This is a genomic window from Agrobacterium sp. LMR679, from assembly GCF_027157905.1.
In the GTDB taxonomy this organism is placed as follows: domain Bacteria; phylum Pseudomonadota; class Alphaproteobacteria; order Rhizobiales; family Rhizobiaceae; genus Agrobacterium; species Agrobacterium leguminum.
This window is the reverse complement of sequence record NZ_JAPVOJ010000002.1, coordinates 1,169,515-1,183,653: the sequence shown is the minus strand read 5'-3', so window position 1 is coordinate 1,183,653 and position 14,139 is coordinate 1,169,515. Positions and strand designations below refer to the sequence as shown.

Below are 14,139 nucleotides of genomic sequence, written 5' to 3'. Positions count from 1 at the left end.
GAGGCATAACCCATGGCAAAAGCAACATCATCGGCCCCTTCGCAACGCATGCTGCGCGTCGGCGAACAGGTGCGCGCCGCACTGACCCAGATTCTCCAGCGCGGCGAAGTCCGCGACGACCTGATCGAAAGCACCGTCATTTCCATTTCGGAAGTGCGCATGTCGCCCGATCTCAAGATCGCTACCGCTTACGTGACGCCGCTTGGCGTTGCCGACCACACCGACATCATCACCGCGCTCAACCGCCATGCCAAATTCATGCGCGGCCGTCTCGGACCCCAGCTTCGGCAGATGAAATACATGCCGGAACTGCGCTTCCGCGACGATACGAGTTTCGACAACTACCAGAAGATCGACGCGCTTCTGCGCTCGCCCGAAGTGCAGCGCGATCTTGGACCTTCGAACGAAAAAGACGACGAACAGAACTGAAGCATGTCCAAACCACGCAAACAGCAGAACCGCAAACCCAAAGGCCGCCCGATTTCCGGCTGGCTCATTCTCGACAAGCCGCTGGATTTCGGCTCGACCGAGGCCGTTTCCAAGATCAAGTGGCTGTTCAATGCCCAGAAGGCCGGCCATGCCGGCACGCTCGATCCGCTCGCTTCCGGCATGCTGCCGATCGCGCTTGGTGACGCGACCAAGACCGTGCCTTACGTCATGGACGGCCGGAAAATCTACGAATTTACCGTGACCTGGGGCGAACAGCGCACGACAGACGATCTCGAGGGTGAGGTGGTCGAGTCCTCCGATCAACGCCCGGACGAGCAGTCGATCCGCGATCTTCTGCCCACCTACACTGGTGTGATCCTTCAGACGCCGCCGCAATTCTCAGCCATCAAGATCGCCGGCGAACGCGCCTATGATCTGGCGCGTGACGGCGAGACGGTGGAAATTCCCGCGCGCGAGGTGGAAATTCATCGCCTGACATTGCTGGCCTGCCCGGATGCCGATACGGCCCATTTCGAGGTGGAATGCGGCAAGGGCACCTATGTGCGGGCGCTGGCGCGCGACATGGGCCGCGATCTCGGCTGTTTCGGCCATATTTCGGAACTGCGCCGCACCATGGTCGCCCCGTTTGGCGAAGACATGATGGTGCCGCTCGAAACCTTGACGGCACTGGAGGCCGTGGAGGATCGCGACGAACGGCTGGAGGCGCTGGACGCATTCCTGATCGATACCGCCGAGGCGCTCTCCGCCCTTCCCCGCCTCATCATCAACGACGATCAGGCGCACAGGCTGAAGATGGGCAACCCCATCCTGCTTCGTGGGCGCGATGCACCGGCCAACCATCCGGAAGCCTATGCCACCGCGCATGGCAAGCTCGTCGCCATTGGCGAAATCGGCGAAGGCGAATTCCGGCCGAAGCGTGTTTTCGGCTAAGTCAAGGCTCAAGAGGCGCTGTCAATCGCCTCTTTCAATTGCACCCGGAATAGTTTATAGGCAGCGCCAGCTTGGGCTTTGCCTATGCTGCTGAATGGCCAGAGCTGGACGACATCCCGGCTTTAGGCGTCCCATTTTTCCTTAAAACAGAAAGGATCGTCCGATGTCGATTACTGCAGAGCGCAAAGCCGCCCTCATCAAGGAATATGCCACGAAGGAAGGCGACACCGGTTCGCCGGAAGTTCAGGTTGCTATCCTGACCGAGCGGATCAACAACCTGACCGGTCACTTCAAGGACCACAAGAAGGACAACCACTCCCGTCGTGGCCTTCTGACGCTGGTTTCGAGCCGTCGTTCGCTTCTCGACTATCTGAAGAAGAAGGACGAAGCCCGTTACTCCAAGCTGATCGGTGCTCTCGGCATTCGCCGCTAATAACTTCTCCGGCGGGTTTCTCAACGATGCCCGCCGGTTTTTATATCCGGCCTTTGAGGCCACAGAAATTTCCGGGCGTTCGCCGCAGATGTGGCCCCCGGACGATAAGGGTGACCCGGATGGGCCGGTGCCGCCTTTTTCAACCGCAGACCTGTCATGGGGCAGGATTGCCGGATGCTTGCTTTGGGAAGCTTCCCGCTGTCTTGCCCGTGATTGAGTCACAGCGCTGCTTCCGCCGGTGCGACGCCGGAGCGGCAGCCACAACCAAGGACAAGATATGTTCAATCAACACTCCGTGGAAATCGAATGGGCAGGCCGCCCGCTGAAGCTCGAGACCGGCAAGGTTGCCCGTCAGGCTGACGGCGCCGTCATCGCAACCTACGGCGAGACGATGGTTCTCGCGACCGTGGTTTCCGCAAAGTCTCCGAAGCCGGGCCAGGACTTCTTCCCGCTGACCGTCAACTATCAGGAAAAGACCTACGCAGCCGGCAAGATTCCCGGCGGCTACTTCAAGCGCGAAGGCCGTCCGAGCGAAAACGAAACGCTGGTTTCGCGTCTGATCGACCGTCCGATCCGCCCGCTCTTCCCGGAAGGCTACAAGAACGACACGCAGGTCGTCGTCACCGTCATCCAGCACGATCTGGAAAACAACCCGGACGTCCTGTCCATGGTTGCGGCTTCCGCAGCGCTTACGCTCTCTGGCGTTCCCTTCATGGGCCCGGTTGGCGGCGCGCGCGTTGGCTACATCAACGGTGAGTATGTTCTTAACCCGCATCTGGACGAAATGGACGAGTCTGTTCTCGACCTCGTCGTTGCCGGTACGCAGGACGCTGTTTTGATGGTTGAGTCCGAGGCCAAGGAACTCAACGAAGAAATCATGCTCGGTGCCGTCATGTTCGGTCATCGCGGCTTCCAGCCGGTTATCGACGCAATCATCAAGCTCGCCGAAGTTGCCGCCAAGGAGCCGCGCGAATTCGAACCGGAAGATTTCTCCGCTCTCGAAAACGAAATGCTGGCGCTCGCCGAAGCGGAACTGCGCGATGCCTACAAGATCACCGAAAAGGCAGCCCGCTACGCTGCCGTCGACGCCGTAAAGGCGAAGGTCAAGGCGCACTTCCTGCCGGAAGAAGGCGAAGCCAAGTATACGCCGGAAGAAATCGGCGCTGTCTTCAAGCACCTTCAGGCGAAAATCGTTCGCTGGAACGTTCTCGACACCAAGAGCCGTATCGATGGCCGCGACCTGTCGACCGTTCGTCCGATCATCTCGGAAGTCGGCCTGCTGCCGCGCACCCACGGTTCGGCGCTGTTCACCCGCGGTGAAACCCAGGCGATCGTTGTTGCGACCCTCGGCACCGGCGAAGACGAGCAGTATGTCGACAGCCTCACCGGCATGTACAAGGAACGCTTCCTGCTGCACTACAACTTCCCGCCCTACTCGGTCGGTGAAACAGGCCGCATGGGTTCCCCGGGCCGTCGCGAAATCGGTCACGGCAAGCTCGCATGGCGCGCTATTCGCCCGATGCTGCCGACTGCGGAACAGTTCCCCTATACGCTCCGCGTCGTTTCCGAAATCACCGAGTCCAACGGCTCCTCGTCGATGGCAACCGTTTGCGGCACCTCGCTCGCACTGATGGATGCCGGCGTTCCGCTGGCCAAGCCGGTTGCCGGTATCGCCATGGGCCTCATCCTCGAAGGCGAGCGCTTTGCGGTTCTCTCCGATATTCTTGGTGACGAAGACCACCTCGGCGACATGGACTTCAAGGTTGCGGGTACGGCCGACGGCATCACCTCGCTGCAGATGGACATCAAGATCGCCGGTATCACCGAAGAGATCATGAAGATCGCTCTGGAGCAGGCACAGGGTGGCCGCAAGCACATTCTCGGCGAAATGGCCAATGCCATCACCGAGAGCCGCAGCCAGCTCGGCGAATTCGCGCCGCGCATCGAAGTGATGAACATTCCGGTCGACAAGATCCGTGAAGTCATCGGCTCCGGCGGCAAGGTCATTCGCGAAATCGTCGAAAAGACCGGCGCGAAGATCAACATCGAAGACGACGGCACCGTAAAGATCGCTTCTTCTTCCGGCAAGGAAATCGAAGCGGCCCGCAAGTGGATCCACTCGATCGTTGCGGAACCGGAAGTCGGCCAGATCTACGAAGGCACGGTTGTGAAGACCGCCGACTTCGGCGCTTTCGTCAACTTCTTCGGCGCCCGTGACGGCCTCGTCCACATCTCGCAGCTCGCTTCCGAGCGTGTCGCCAAGACCTCTGACGTCGTCAAGGAAGGCGACAAGGTCTGGGTGAAGCTGATGGGCTTCGACGAGCGCGGCAAGGTTCGCCTGTCCATGAAGGTTGTCGACCAGGCAACCGGCAAGGAAGTCGCTGCCGACAAGAAGAAGGAAGACGGCGAAGCCGCTGCCGAATAAGGCCGCGCCGCCAGACCCTATCGAGGCGCGGGTTTTGCCCGCGCCTTTTTTCTATTCCATCCCGAGGATGCTCCCATGAGCCGTGACGCCGTGAAAACCCTTTTCCATCCCTTTGCCTCTGACATGCTTGCCATGCCGAAAGAGGGCGAACGCGTTCTGTTTCTGGGAGCGGAAGCCGGTCCCCGGCTGGATGGTTTTGACGCGGAGATCGTCGCGGTCCAGCATCTACGGCCGCTTTATCGTGCTCTGCAGGCTCACGGCGCAGAGGTGACACCGGATATTTCGGGTGAGGATTACGATGCCGCGCTGCTGCTCTGCGGCAAACATCGCGGCGAGAATGAAAACCGCGTCGCCGAAGCGCTTTCGCGTGTGAAGGCCGGTGGCCTGATCGTCGCGGCCGGATCGAAGGAAGACGGCATCGTGACGCTGCGCAAGACGCTGGCAAAGCTTGGCATCGAAGCGGAATCCACGCCGAAATATCACGGCGTCGCTCTCTGGTTCAAACGGCCGGACGATGTTGCATCTGCCGTGGCGAAACTTGCCCAGAAGCCCGTTACGGTCGAAGGCCGCTTCACCGCCCTGCCCGGCATGTTCTCCCATGACCGCGTGGATGACGGCTCGGAACTGCTCGCATCGCGCCTGCCCACAGATTTTGACGGCAATGCCGCCGATTTCGGCGCCGGTTGGGGTTATCTCTCCGTCATGCTGGCCGAGAAATCGCCGCGCACGGCCCGTATCGATCTGTTCGAGGCGGACTGGAATGCGCTGGAATTCGCCAAGACCAATCTTCTCGAAAACAATCCGAGGCTGACGGCGCGCTTCTTCTGGCAGGATCTGGCAAACGAGCCGCCGAAGGAGAAATACGACCTCATCATCATGAACCCGCCTTTCCATGCGGCAGGACAGGCAGCAGAACCGGCCCTCGGCCAGGCCTTCATCAAGGCTGCCGCCGGCGCGCTGCGCAGCGGCGGCAAGCTGCTGATGGTCGCCAATCGCGGCATGCCCTATGAGCCGGTGCTCGCGGCCGAATTCCGCACCAGCACTGAGGTGTGCCGCAATGCCCGCTTCAAGATTCTGAGCGCCCAGAAGTAATCAACGCAGCAGAATAATCAGCTCAACAGCCATGCCCACAGCGACACGGAAAGAACGCCGGTCGCCGTGGAAATGCTGATGGTGGAGGCCGCAACGCTGTGGCCGATGCCGAAGCGGTTGGCGATCAGCCATGCATTCACCCCCGTGGGCACCGAGGAGGTGAGCACGAGTGCTGCGGTCCATTCCCGGCTTAGACCGAGCGCGTGACCCATTGCCCACACACAGGCCGGCAGCAGCAGCAGCTTGAACACCGTCATGGTGACGGCAATGCCCATGTTGCCCCGGATGGTATATTTCGTCAGCGCCATGCCGAGCGAAATAAGCGCCGCCGGCCCCGCCATAGACGCGATCTGGTCGACCACGGTTTTCAGAATGGGCGTCAGCGCCACACCGGAAACATTGGTCGAAAGCCCGATGACAAGGCCGATCACCAACGGATTGGTGATGAGATTGCGGCCCACCTGCTTGAACACCGCAGCCATGCTTCGCTTTTCCCCGCCGACCGCCTTGTGCGTGGCGTTTTCCATCAGGATCGTGCCGGCGATCATCATCACCGGCAAGTGGATGGCGAGCAGGATGGAGAGAGCCACCAACCCCTCATCCCCGACGGAGCGCCCGACCAGCGGCAGGCCGATGAAGATATTGTTCGCAAATGCCGAGGAAATGCCGGCAATGACGGCGATGCGGACATCCTGCTTGAAAACATGACGGGTGACGATATGCCCGACCGTCCAGGTGACGGCCACGCCGGCGAAATAGGTGATCCAGAGCCGGAAGGGCGAAGCACCGTGAAAATTCGCTTCCGCAAGCGTGCGGAAGATCAATGTCGGCACGGCGATCTTGAACACGAAATCGCTGAGAATATCGCCGGCATCGGCCCTGAACAGACCGGCCTTGACGGTGAGCCAACCGATCAGGATGAGAATGAAAATCGGGGCGACATTCGCGGCAACGGCAGACATGGAGGGAAAGCTTTCGCGGCTTTTGCGGGAGATACTCCGCTTTAGAGCCTTTTCCACGGGAATGGAATCGCGAAAACGCTCCCACTCTTTGTTTTCGCCAAATGGGGCGTCCAAGAAGGAAAAAGCCAGTGAGCCGCTTCGGGTAAAAAACTCGCCTTGGCCCGCAAAATCCGCAAGGCCGAACGTTACCCAAAAGAAAAAGCGGGGTCTCCCCGCCTTTTATGTCCGTTATATGCCGCCAGTACATCCGTGGCGGAGATAACGGTTGAGCCAGAAGACCATCATGTCTTCCATTCCGGTATGCATTCACACACCTTTTGCTCTGACAAATGAAATAGCTTAACCACATTACAGGCAGATGACGCGTTTTCGCTCCTCGCGGAGAACCGCATATTTTCTGTTTGGGCTTTTCTTGCCGCCAGAAATGTTTAAGACCTTTCGAAAAATACGCACACCCCGTGCGAAACGGATAGGGCCTATGACGAAATTCGACGTACTGACTGTCGGCAATGCCATCGTCGACATCATTTCCCGCTGCGACGATCGCTTTCTCAACGACAATGCCATTACCAAAGGCGCGATGAACCTCATCGACGCGGAACGGGCCGAGTTGCTTTATTCGCTGATGGGACCGGCTCTCGAAGCCTCCGGCGGCAGCGCTGGCAACACGGCGGCAGGCGTGGCGAATTTCGGCGGCAAGGCCGCCTATTTCGGCAAGGTGGCCGAAGACCAGCTCGGCGAAATCTTCCAGCACGATATTCGCGCGCAGGGCGTTTATTTCGAAACCAAGCCGGAAGGCACGTTCCCGCCGACCGCGCGTTCGATGATCTTCGTAACTGAAGATGGCGAGCGTTCGATGAACACCTATCTCGGCGCCTGCGTCGATCTCGGTCCTGAAGACGTGGAAGAAGACGTGGTTGCGGATACAAAAGTCACCTACTTCGAGGGTTACCTTTGGGACCCGCCGCGCGCCAAGGACGCCATTCGCGAATGCGCCCGCATTGCCCATGAAAACGGCCGCGAAGTCTCCATGACGCTGTCCGACAGCTTCTGCGTCGGCCGCTATCGCGACGAATTCCTCGACCTGATGCGTTCCGGTACTGTGGACATTGTTTTCGCCAACAAGCAGGAAGCGCTTTCGCTTTACGAAACCGACGATTTCGAGCTTGCGCTGACCAAAATCGCAGCCGACTGCAAGATCGCAGCGGTGACGATGAGCGAGGAAGGCGCCGTCATCCTGCGCGGCACGGAACGTGTGAAGGTCGAAGCCTATCCGGTGCATGACGTGGTCGACACGACGGGCGCCGGCGATCTTTTCGCTGCGGGCTTCCTGTTCGGTTATACGCAGGACCGGTCGCTTGAAGAGTGCGGCAAGCTCGGCTGCCTTGCGGCTGCCGCTGTCATTCAGCAGGTCGGGCCGCGCCCGATGTCATCGCTCAAGGCGCTAGGCGAGAAGCACGGCCTTATTTAAAGGCTTCGCCGGGGTAAGCACCCCAGATTTCGCCCTGCGAAACCCAGCCCGAGGCCTGGCCGGCCTCGGCGCGGCACCAGTCACCATTGCATTCGCCGATCCTGAAGACGACGCCCGGCTCAAGCCGCGCCACGACAGAAGCGCCCGACTGCGCCTCGCGGCGCATGTTCACGTAAACTTCCTTGCCCTTGCCACGCATCCACGGAGCCGCAACGGCCGTGCGCTCACCGGAAAGCAGAGCCTGGTTGACCCAGCCTTCCGTGCCGTCGGCATCGCGGATGCGCCGCCAGTTTTCATATTCCTGAATGATTTCCACCGGCATTCCCGATTTCAGATACATCCATGACACGGCATAATCCGTGCTCGGTCCGATGCGCATGTTGACGCGCTTGGATTTCAGGCTGACAAAACGCGGCAGCGGCAGGCCGCTTGCGCCTTTGGCGGCACCCTGCGCCATGGCGTCGGTTGCCGCACCGAGGAGGCCCAAAGACAATGCAATGCAAACGATAGAAACCACACTGCGCATGCCCATTTCCGTTTCCCGCCTTCTGCAAACCGGATGATATTTAAGGAGGCTCGCTTCCACATGCCTCAAGCTTCAGCGAGTTTTATTTGTCTTCGCCGGTGGGTCTGGTAGAAACGCCCTGATTGAAAGAAATTATCGCTCTTTCTGGTTAATGACTTCTGAACAAGGCAGCGGCAAACGATGACCCACAAGAAGAGACCGACAGTCTATATCACCCGCAAATTGCCTGACGTCGTTGAAACCAGAATGCGCGAACTCTTCGATGCCGAACTGAATATCGACGATACGCCGCGCAGCGAGGCGGAGCTTGTCGCCGCCATGCAAAGGGTGGACGTACTCGTGCCCACCGTCACCGACCGTATCACCGCCGCGATGATCGAGCAGGCAGGGCCGCAACTGAAGCTGATCGCCAGCTTCTCCAACGGTATCGACCATGTGGATGTGGATGCCGCGGCCCGAAAGGGCATTACCGTCACCAACACGCCAAATGTGCTGACCGAGGACAGCGCCGATATCACCATGGCGCTGGTGCTCGCCGTGCCGCGCCGCATGATCGAAGGCACACGTGTGCTCGCCAATGGCGCGGATGAATGGCTCGGCTGGTCGCCGACTTGGATGCTGGGAAGGCGCATTTCCGGCAAGCGCATCGGCATTGTCGGCATGGGCCGCATCGGAACGGCGGTGGCGCGGCGCGCCAAGGCCTTCGGCCTTTCCATTCATTATCACAACCGCAAACGCGTCAATCCGGCGACGGAAGCGGAGCTTGAGGCGACCTATTGGGACAGCCTCGACCAGATGCTGGCGCGGGTGGATATCGTCTCCGTCAATTGCCCCTCGACGCCCGCGACCTATCACCTGATTTCAGCGCGGCGGCTCGCTCTCATGCAGCCGACCAGCTACATCGTCAATACCGCACGCGGCGATATCATCGATGAGGCGGCGATGATCCAGTGCCTGCGCGAAGGCAAGATCGCCGGCGCCGGTCTCGATGTCTATGAGAACGAGCCTGCCGTAAACCCCAAGCTCATCAAGCTCGCCAAGGAAGGCAAGGTCGTGCTGCTTCCGCATATGGGCTCTGCGACGATCGAAGGCCGTATCGAAATGGGCGACAAGGTCATCATCAACATCCGCACGCTGTTCGACGGCCACCGCCCGCCGAACCGGGTGCTGCCGGGGCGGAACTGAGCCGGCTCAGCCGAGGAATTTGGTCATTTCGATCGAGGTTGTGCGGTTATAGCCGGCATGGGCGTTTTCGGCGGTCTTGACGAAACCCCAGGCGGCGAATTTGGCATGATTGGCGATAAGCTCGATACGAGTTTCCAGCCGTAGCGCCGGTAACGCCAATTCGCGGGCCAGCGCTTCGGCCTGCTCCAGAAGCATCCTGCCGATGCCCTTTCCCTGCGCTTTCGGGGAAACACAGAGTTTGCCGACATAAAGACAGGCCGGCGGCTCCGGCCGGCAAAACAGGCAGCCAACAATCTCATCGCCATCAAGCGCCACGAAAGCGATTTCCACCCTCGCCTTCTCCGCCAGATTTTCAAGCGTCAGGCGATTGGCCGAGGATGGCGGATCGATGACGCCATCCATATAAGCGAAGGAGAACATGATAAGCGCCAGCAATTCCTGCCAGCGATCGAACTCCTCCCCGATCCTGACGATTTCGGTCATGGTTTTTTTCCCGCTGGCCGCCGCTTGTATCGCACGGTTTCGAAACGGGCCGACAGGGCGTCGTAGAGGAGCAGGCGGCCGATCAGCGGCTCGCCGGCACCGGTGATAACCTTGATCGCCTCCATGGCCATAAGCGTGCCGATAACCCCGGTCAGCGCGCCGACAATGCCTGTTTCCGCGCAATTGGGAATGAGACCCTGCGGCGGCGGTTCCGGAAACAGGTCACGATAGCCGGGCAGCAGAGCGCCCTCGGCATTCGTCTCATAGGGTTTCAGTACCGTCACCGAACCATCAAAACGGCCGACAGCTCCCGTTACCAACGGTCTTTTCGCAGCCTCCGCCGCATCGGCAGCGGTATAACGCGTATCGAAATTGTCCGAGCCGTCGATAAGGAGATCGAAGGATTGCAAATGGTCATGCGCCCAGACCTGCGAAAAGCGCTCTTCATAAACAAGCGTACGGACATGCGGGTTGAGCCGGGCGATGGCCTTGCGCGCGCTCTCCGTCTTCAGCTCCCCAAGCGTGCCGGTATCGTGGATGACCTGTCGCTGCAGATTGGACAGGGAAACCACATCGTCATCGATCATGCCGAGCGTGCCGACACCGGCAGCGGCAAGATAATGCAGGACAGGCGCACCGAGACCGCCGGCCCCGATGACCAGCAAACGCGCCGCCTTCAGCCGCTGCTGGCCCACGCCGCCGATTTCCGGCAACAGGATATGGCGCTTGTAGCGTTCGATTTCTTCCGGGCTCAGCGGGTCCATGTCGCCCTCCATCTCTTTGCCGTCATGCGGTGATGCTCCCGTGGGATACATTGAAGAATTGCGCCCTGTCGCCGAGGGCGGAGAACATCGCCGTATCCGTTCCGGTCATGAAACTCTGGCCGCCAAGCGCATGAATGAGATCGAACAGAGCCGCCCGCCTGCCCTCATCCAGATGGGCGGCGATCTCGTCCAGCAGCAGAACCGGCGCATGACCAGTCATATTGGCAGTCAGCTGCGCATGTGCAAGCACCAGCCCCACCAGCAGCGCCTTCTGTTCCCCGGTTGAACAGCGTTCGGCTTCCATGTCCTTCTCCGCATGGCGCACGAAGAGATCGACGCGGTGCGGCCCATCCAGCGTGCGGCCGGCAGCTGCGTCACGATACCGGCCATCGCGCAACATAAGCCTGTATTCATCCTCCAGATCGACGGCGGGACGATTGAGCCCATCGTCCATGAAACCGGAGAGAGAAAGCGCCGCCGAGGGAAAAGCGGCATTGCCCGCCCGCCCCTCGATCAGGCTCTTCAAGAGGCCGAGCATCTCGTAACGGGCGACCGCCATGGAGATGCCGAGTTCGGCCATCTGCTTTTCGATACCGTCCAGCCAGACCGGATCGAAACGGCCTTCAGAAAGCAGCCGGTTGCGGCCGCGCATGGCCTTTTCGAAATCGCTTGCCCGCCGCCCATGGGCAGGATCGAGCGACAGCACCAGCCGGTCGAGGAAACGCCGGCGGTCCGAGGACGAGCCGGTAAAGAGGCCGTCCATGGCGGGCGTCAGCCACAGAACCCGCAGATGGTCAGTCAATTCATCGACGGATTTCACCGGCGTGCCATTCAGCCTCAGGCGGCGCGACACCACCTCGCCATCGCCTTCAATTCCCGTACCGATGGCAACTTCGCCATCCATGCCCTCGACATCGGCGAAGATCGAGAAGCCGGTGGCTTCGGCCCCTACCCGCGTCACATCAGACAGGGTGGCGCGGCGCAGGCCCCTTCCGGGCGAAAGAAAGGAGACGGCCTCCAGAAGATTGGTCTTGCCGGAACCGTTGTCGCCCGTCAGCACCACGTGGCGTTCATCGAGCGTGAGCGCAGCCGCCGCATAATTGCGGAAGTCCGTGAGTTTCAACCGTAAAAGCGACACCTTGTTCGTCATGTGTACGGCCTAAAACGAAGATCGACGGATAGCAAGGTGGGGAACGTCCGTCCGCACCCGAAGACCGCCGCTACAGTGCAATTCATTCTTCAGTAGCAACTTTTTTAGACGCCGGTTATTTATGAACCGGTCCTCATCATCGGTAGCCGATTCATGCGCCTGATCTTTTCTCTCTTTCTCACTCTCGGTCTTCTCTCCTCCTGCGCAGGCCGACCGGGGGCGGATGTGCTGGAGGCCGTCAACACCAGGACCCGAGACACCAAAATCGTGACCGCCTTCGTGGCGAGCACACGGGAGAAAAACACGGACGCGAAAAAGGGCTTCGGCACGGAGCGGGCAATGGAGCCGAACTACGCCAGTTTCGATATTTCCATTCCACCCACCCATAAAAGCGGGAAAATCGAATGGGCCAGCGGCAAGCCCGACCCGAAAAAGGATTTCGTCGTCACCAGGGCCGATATGCTGACGAAGACGCGCTTCAATGCCGATCTTGGCGACATAGCCCGCTCCGGCAAGCAGATCGCACTTTTTGTACACGGCTATAATTACAGCTATCAGGAAGCCCTGTTCCGCGCGGCGCAGATGGCGGCGGACGCCAATATGAACGGCGTACCGCTGGTCTTTTCCTGGCCGTCGCAGGCCTCTGTCGCCGGCTATGTGGCCGACAAGGAATCGGCGACCTTTTCACGCGATGCGCTCGCCGCAATGTTGATCGATCTCACCCGGCAGACCCCGAAGAAAAGCGTCGTCGTGTTCGGGCACAGCATGGGCGGCTGGCTGGTCATGGAGGCGCTGCGGCAATTGCGCTTCCAGGGCAGGAACGATGTCATCGCCAAGCTGCAGGTGGTGCTGGCTGCGCCCGATATCGACGCCGATGTCTTCCGCAAGCAGATCGAGGTTGTCGGCCGGCTCAGCCCGCCGCTCACCGTTCTCGTTTCCAAGGACGACCGCGCGCTCAAAGCCTCCTCCATCCTCGGTGCCGACGTCACCCGTATCGGTGCGCTGGATGTGACCGACCGCCAAGTGCAGGAAGCCGCCCTCAAGGAGGGCGTGCAATTCGTCGACATCTCGAATCTGAAGGCGTCGGACCCGCTCAACCACGACCGCTATGCGGCGCTTGCCTCCATGGTGCCGCAACTTGAGGCAAGCAGGCGCGGGGGTGACATCAACAGTGCCGGAGCCTTCGTTTTCGATACGATCGGCGCCACCGTCGCCAGCCCCTTCCGCCTTGCGAGCCAGGTGGTGAACCCGCAATAGCTTTTGCGGGCCCGTCTGACATACCGGTTTCAGAAATCCCAGTCTTCGTCTTCGGTCGCAACCGCCTTGCCGATGACATAGGAGGAGCCGGAGCCGGAAAAGAAGTCGTGGTTCTCGTCGGCATTAGGCGAGAGTGCCGAGAGGATTGCCGGATTGACCCGGCAGGCCTCGGCCGGAAACAGCGCCTCATAACCCAGATTCATCAGGGCCTTGTTGGCGTTGTAATGGAGAAACTGCTTGACGTCTTCCGTCAGGCCCACGCCGTCATAGAGGTCTTCGGTATATTTGGCCTCGTTGTCGTAAAGCTCGAGCAGGAGATCGAAGGCAAAATCCTTGATCTCCTGTCTTTGCGTTTCACCGAGACGCTCCAGCGCCCGCTGGAACTTGTAGCCGATATAATAACCATGCACGGCCTCATCGCGGATGATCAAGCGGATCAGATCCGCCGTGTTGGTGAGCTTGGCGCGGCTTGACCAGAACATCGGCAGGTAGAAGCCGGAATAGAACAGGAAACTTTCCAGAAACACGCTGGCGATCTTCTTTTTCAGCGGATCACCGCTGTCATATTCCCGCATGATGAGCGCGGATTTACGCTGCAAAAATTCGTTTTCCTCAGACCAGCGATAGGCGTCGTCAACGTCAGGCGTGAGGCACAGCGTCGAGAAGATCGACGAATAGGAGCGGGCGTGCACCGCCTCCATGAAGGAGATGTTGGAAAGCACCGCCTCCTCATGCGGCGTGGCCGAATCCGCCATCAGCCGCACGGCGCCGACACCGTTCTGGATGGTGTCGAGCAATGTCAGGCCGGTGAAGACACGGATTGTCAGTTTCTGTTCTTCCGGCTTCAAGGTTCCCCAGGAGGGGATATCGTTGGAGAGCGGTACCTTTTCCGGCAGCCAGAAATTCGAGGTCAGGCGGTTCCAGACTTCGAGGTCCTTGTCGTCCTCGATGCGGTTCCAGTTGACCGCGCGGATGCGGGACGCGGTTTTTACGGCGATATTCATTCTCTTG

The 14,139-nt window shown here is 59.9% G+C and carries 14 protein-coding genes; 8 read left to right on the top strand and 6 right to left on the bottom strand.

Annotated elements, in window-relative coordinates; translation table 11 throughout:
* The first annotated feature begins 12 nt into the window (after positions 1 to 12).
* From rbfA to O3W47_RS16380, 5 genes are all read left to right on the top strand, one after another.
* Positions 13 to 429, top strand: coding sequence for a 30S ribosome-binding factor RbfA (rbfA, locus tag O3W47_RS16400; RefSeq protein ID WP_004439055.1), 417 nt, complete (start codon positions 13 to 15; stop codon positions 427 to 429).
* A 3-nt stretch (positions 430 to 432) separates the two neighbouring features.
* Entirely contained in the window at positions 433 to 1,380 is a 948-nt protein-coding gene (truB, locus tag O3W47_RS16395; RefSeq protein ID WP_080818452.1) for a tRNA pseudouridine(55) synthase TruB, read from the top strand.
* A gap of 163 nt (positions 1,381 to 1,543) precedes the next feature.
* Positions 1,544 to 1,813 (top strand): 30S ribosomal protein S15, encoded by a 270-nt coding sequence (gene rpsO, locus O3W47_RS16390; RefSeq protein ID WP_003492949.1) that lies wholly within the window; start codon positions 1,544 to 1,546, stop codon positions 1,811 to 1,813.
* A gap of 277 nt (positions 1,814 to 2,090) precedes the next feature.
* Positions 2,091 to 4,238 (top strand): polyribonucleotide nucleotidyltransferase, encoded by a 2,148-nt coding sequence (pnp, locus tag O3W47_RS16385; protein WP_065656375.1) that lies wholly within the window; start codon positions 2,091 to 2,093, stop codon positions 4,236 to 4,238.
* A 75-nt stretch (positions 4,239 to 4,313) separates the two neighbouring features.
* On the top strand, positions 4,314 to 5,330 hold the full coding sequence (locus O3W47_RS16380) for a class I SAM-dependent methyltransferase (RefSeq protein WP_269314152.1): 1,017 nt from the start codon (positions 4,314 to 4,316) through the stop codon (positions 5,328 to 5,330).
* A gap of 17 nt (positions 5,331 to 5,347) precedes the next feature.
* Here O3W47_RS16380 and O3W47_RS16375 read toward each other — a convergent pair whose 3' ends face one another.
* Complete coding sequence (locus O3W47_RS16375) at positions 5,348 to 6,292, bottom strand: AEC family transporter (RefSeq protein ID WP_080818459.1); 945 nt, start codon at positions 6,290 to 6,292, stop codon at positions 5,348 to 5,350.
* A gap of 478 nt (positions 6,293 to 6,770) precedes the next feature.
* Between O3W47_RS16375 and O3W47_RS16370 the strand changes: the two genes are divergently transcribed.
* Positions 6,771 to 7,763, top strand: a complete 993-nt coding sequence (locus tag O3W47_RS16370; RefSeq protein WP_127756635.1) for an adenosine kinase — start codon at positions 6,771 to 6,773, stop codon at positions 7,761 to 7,763.
* Here O3W47_RS16370 and O3W47_RS16365 read toward each other — a convergent pair.
* A complete protein-coding gene (locus tag O3W47_RS16365) occupies positions 7,756 to 8,289 on the bottom strand; it encodes an SH3 domain-containing protein (RefSeq protein ID WP_026363850.1) in 534 nt (177 codons plus the stop codon). The genes O3W47_RS16370 and O3W47_RS16365 overlap by 8 nt on opposite strands.
* A gap of 180 nt (positions 8,290 to 8,469) precedes the next feature.
* Between O3W47_RS16365 and O3W47_RS16360 the strand changes: the two genes are divergently transcribed.
* Complete coding sequence (locus tag O3W47_RS16360) at positions 8,470 to 9,474, top strand: 2-hydroxyacid dehydrogenase (RefSeq protein ID WP_080818465.1); 1,005 nt, start codon at positions 8,470 to 8,472, stop codon at positions 9,472 to 9,474.
* 6 nt (positions 9,475 to 9,480) lie between these two features.
* Here O3W47_RS16360 and O3W47_RS16355 read toward each other — a convergent pair whose 3' ends face one another.
* From O3W47_RS16355 to recF, 3 genes are read right to left on the bottom strand one after another with little or no spacing between them, the layout of a single operon-like run.
* Positions 9,481 to 9,957: a GNAT family N-acetyltransferase gene (locus O3W47_RS16355; protein ID WP_127756633.1), complete on the bottom strand. Its 477-nt coding sequence runs from the start codon at positions 9,955 to 9,957 to the stop codon at positions 9,481 to 9,483.
* The gene (locus O3W47_RS16350) at positions 9,954 to 10,721 is read right to left on the bottom strand and encodes a molybdopterin-synthase adenylyltransferase MoeB (protein ID WP_269314151.1); all 768 of its coding nucleotides are present in this window, start codon (positions 10,719 to 10,721) and stop codon (positions 9,954 to 9,956) included. Before O3W47_RS16350 ends, O3W47_RS16355 begins: the two co-directional genes overlap by 4 nt.
* Before the next feature lie 22 nt (positions 10,722 to 10,743).
* On the bottom strand, positions 10,744 to 11,871 hold the full coding sequence (gene recF, locus O3W47_RS16345) for a DNA replication/repair protein RecF (RefSeq protein WP_080818471.1): 1,128 nt from the start codon (positions 11,869 to 11,871) through the stop codon (positions 10,744 to 10,746).
* A gap of 153 nt (positions 11,872 to 12,024) precedes the next feature.
* Here recF and O3W47_RS16340 point away from each other — a divergent pair, with 153 nt between their 5' ends.
* The gene (locus O3W47_RS16340) at positions 12,025 to 13,128 is read left to right on the top strand and encodes an alpha/beta hydrolase (protein WP_269314150.1); all 1,104 of its coding nucleotides are present in this window, start codon (positions 12,025 to 12,027) and stop codon (positions 13,126 to 13,128) included.
* A 29-nt stretch (positions 13,129 to 13,157) separates the two neighbouring features.
* Here O3W47_RS16340 and nrdF read toward each other — a convergent pair whose 3' ends face one another.
* Positions 13,158 to 14,132: a class 1b ribonucleoside-diphosphate reductase subunit beta gene (gene nrdF / locus O3W47_RS16335; protein WP_269314149.1), complete on the bottom strand. Its 975-nt coding sequence runs from the start codon at positions 14,130 to 14,132 to the stop codon at positions 13,158 to 13,160.
* Positions 14,133 to 14,139 lie beyond the last annotated feature (7 nt).